This is a genomic window from Thioalkalivibrio sp. ALR17-21, assembly GCF_000420185.1.
Classification (GTDB): domain Bacteria; phylum Pseudomonadota; class Gammaproteobacteria; order Ectothiorhodospirales; family Ectothiorhodospiraceae; genus Thioalkalivibrio; species Thioalkalivibrio halophilus.
Genome location: NZ_ATUL01000054.1, coordinates 1 through 3,452, shown reverse-complemented (window position 1 = coordinate 3,452; position 3,452 = coordinate 1). Strand labels below are relative to the sequence as shown.

The 3,452-nt window shown below is 70.0% G+C and carries 2 protein-coding genes and 1 pseudogene; all 3 read left to right on the top strand.

All coding sequences use genetic code 11. From position 1 onward, the window contains the following. A pseudogene (locus G020_RS15450) lies at positions 1-213 on the top strand (hypothetical protein); the annotation flags it as partial. A 182-nt stretch (positions 214-395) separates the two neighbouring features. Next, positions 396-2,507, top strand: a complete 2,112-nt coding sequence (locus G020_RS0114450) for a molybdopterin-dependent oxidoreductase (RefSeq protein WP_024330089.1) — start codon at positions 396-398, stop codon at positions 2,505-2,507. A 1-nt stretch (position 2,508) separates the two neighbouring features. Next, positions 2,509-3,354, top strand: coding sequence for a hypothetical protein (locus G020_RS0114445; protein ID WP_024330088.1), 846 nt, complete (start codon positions 2,509-2,511; stop codon positions 3,352-3,354). Positions 3,355-3,452: the final 98 nt, after the last annotated feature.

Sequence of the window (3,452 nt, the reverse complement as noted above, 5' to 3'; positions counted from 1 at the left end):
GAGCCTGAGCCTGAGCCTGAGCCTGAGCCCGAACCCGAACCGGAGCCTGAGCCTGAGCCTGAGCCCGAACCGGAGTCCGAGGCAGAACCCGGCTCGGACGAAGAACCGGCGTTCGACGATCGTTCCGACGAGGCGGAAATCCCGCAGGCCTCGGAAAAAGAAGAGGATGACTGGGAATTCGATTTTCCCGATCCCGACGACGAATCTCGGTAACCCGCCCCGTAGGAGGCCAGCCCCCTGGCCGATCCGGCGTCGGGCATGATCGGCCAGGGGGCTGGCCTCCTGCGGGCGGGGGCAATGCCCCGGGGCGCATGACGTTGTTCGAGGGCGGCGGGCGCCGTGCGCATAATCGGCGGATGTATCGACCGAATGCCCGCGCGAGGTAAGCCGACCCCATGGCGACCGTGAAAAGCACCTGCTACGAATGCGACGCCAACTGTGCGATCGACGTCACCCTGGACAATACCGGCGAGCCGGTAAAGATTGACGGTCCCGACTGCCCGCGCTGTTACGTTCAGCTCGATCGGCGCAACCACCCGGAACGCCTGCTGTACCCGCTGCGGCGCACCGGACCGCGCGGCAGCGGCGAGTTCGAGCGCATCTCCTGGGACGAGGCGCTGGACACCATCGCCGAGCATCTGCGCGCGACCCGCGAGGAGCACGGTGCCCCGGCGGCGGCCTTCTTCGCCGGCTACACCAAGGAGGCTCGGCCGCAGCTCCAGCGCCTGGCGCATGCCTTCGGCTCGCCCAACTACCTGACCGAGAGCGGTTGCTGCTTCTCCTCCACCAAGGTGGCGGAGGAGGTGACCTTCGGCACCAAAATCAAGACATCCTCCACCGTGGCCTCGGATGCGACCCGCTGCCTGCTGGTGTGGTCCACCAACCCGCGCGGTTCCATCCCGCCGTTCCATCAGCATGCGCTGGCCGCGGCGCGCCCCGGCTGCGCCACCGTGGTGGTCGACCCGCGGGTGACGCCGCTGGCGGAACAGGCCGAGGTGCATCTGCAGATCCGGCCGGGTACGGACGGGGCGCTGGCGCTGGGCATGCACCACCTGATCTTCGAAAACGGCTGGCAGGACCAGGCCTTCCTCGACGAATGGGGCAGCGGCGTGCAGGCCTTCCGCGAATACGTGGCCGAATTCCCGCCGGAGCGGGTGGCGGCGATCTGCGGCATCGAGGAGGCCGACCTGAAGCGCGCCGCCGAGCTCTACGCGACCCGTAGCCCGGCGCAGATCATGCTTTCGCCCACCGCCACCGTGCAGCATTCCAACGGCTTCCAGAATCACCGTGCGGTGACCCTGCTGGCGGCGGTCACCGGCAATATCGACCGCGAGGGCGGCAACCGCTTCTTCAACGACAAGGTCACGCCGAAGCCGATCGATCTGTTCGACCATTGCAAACAGAACTTGCCGCCGCGCATCGGCGACGAGACCTTCCCGGTGTGGACGGCCCACTGGCCGGCGGCACAAAGCATGCTGCTGCCGGATGCCATCCTCGAGGGGCAACCACAGCCGGTTCGCGCCCTGCTGGCGATGGGCATCAACACCGCCATGTGGCCGAACTCGAAGCGCATGGAACAGGCGCTGGGCGCGCTGGATTTCTTCGCCGTGTCGGACTTCTTCCACAACCCGGCCACGCGCATGGCGGACATCGTGCTGCCGGCCGCCACCAGCCTGGAGCGCGCGGCGCTGATCGCCTACCCCGGCTGCAACTTCCGCGGCGAGCTGCGCTACCGCCACGCCGCCGTTGCCCCGCGCGGCGAGGCACGCGCCGACGCCGAGGTGTTCCTCGAGCTGGGCGTGCGCCTGGGCATGGGCGAGCAGTTCTGGAACGGCGACCTGGAGGCCAGCTGGGCCGAGGCCGCCGAGGGTATCCCCGAGACCATCCGCGAGCAGGTGTACAACGACCCGGACGGCGTGACCGTGTTCGCCAGGGCGCTGGACGACCTGGTCGAGCACGGCTTCGAGGAGGGCGATCGCCAGTATCGTCTGCATGGCTTCCGCACCGTCAGCGGCAAGGTGGAATTCGACGCCGCCGAGCTGCGCGAGGCCGGGCACGACGGCCTGCCGGTCTGGCGCGAGCCGGCCGAGAGCCCGCTGTCGACGCCGGAGCTGGCGCGCGACTATCCGCTGGTGCTGACCAGCGGCGCGCGCCACAAGCACGCCACCCACTCGCAGCACCAGTACCTGGAACGCATGCGCCGGGCGATGCCGGAGCCGCTGGTGGAGCTGAACCCGGAGGACGCCGGGGCGCGCGGGATCGCCGATGGCGACACCGTGGAGGTGCGCTCGCCGCGCGGGCGGGTCGCCTTCGTGGCGAAGGTCACCGATCGCATCAAGCCCGGCGTGGCGCACTGCCAGCATGGCTGGAACCACGCCAACATCAACGAGCTGACCGACGACCGCAACCTCGACCCGATCAGCGGCTTCCCCGCGTTCAAGTCGCTGCTGTGCGAGGTGGAACGCCTGCACGCCGGGCACGAGCAACGCCTGCTGGAGGCGGGCTGACGTGCCGTTCGTTGGCGTCCTGCCCGAGCGCCGGCACATCTTCCGGCCCGAGCCGCGCCGCGAGGTGGCGGTGTCGGACGCCGCCGCCTGGCGGCTGAACCCGGGCCATCGTCACGTGTACGACAAGCTGCGCCTGGCCCTGGATGCGGGCCTGACCGCCGCCCCCTGCGGGGTCGCGCCCACGGATCTGGGCCTGGGGACGGAGGACACGGTGTTCGTCAAGCCGATTACCAACCTCGCCGGCATGGGGCTGGATGCCCGCGCTCTGTCCGCCGGCGAGGTGCCGGCCGAGCCCGGCAGTTTCTGGTGCCAGCGCCTGGAGGGCGCCCACACCAGCACCGACTGTCTGGTGGAGAACGGCGAGGTGCGCTGGTTCGCCCACACCCGCGGATCGGACGAGAAGGACGCCGCGCGCCCGATCTACTGGGAGGTGGGCGCCGCCGTGCCCGAGGTGGAGCCGTGGATCGCCGACTGGGTGCGGCGCAACCTGACCGGCTACAGCGGCCTCTGCAACATCGAGCTGATTGGTGGGCGACCGATCGAGGCCCACCTGCGTGGCTCCAACGGCTTCTTCGATTTCTACGGCCCGGCCTTCATCCCGGCCTGGGTCGCGCTGGCGGACGGCGAACCGTTCACGCCACCCCCGCCGATCCCCGGTGGCTACATCATCTCGGTCTTCGGCGAGGTCGAACTGACCGACGCCGATTTCCGCGCCGCCGAAGAGGCCGGCGTCGACCTTAAGCCCGATCCCTCAACCCCGGGCCGATCCGCCATCCTGCGCACCGCCGACCGCGACGCCGGCTTCGCCCTCTACCGCCGCCTTACCGGCCGGCCCGCCCCCGAATAGAGACGCCGGATCGCGCAGAGGGCTGCGCTCCTACGAGACCTCCCCCGGCCGTAGGAGGCCAGCCCTCTGGCCGATCGGGCCAGCCCCGGCGCCGGATC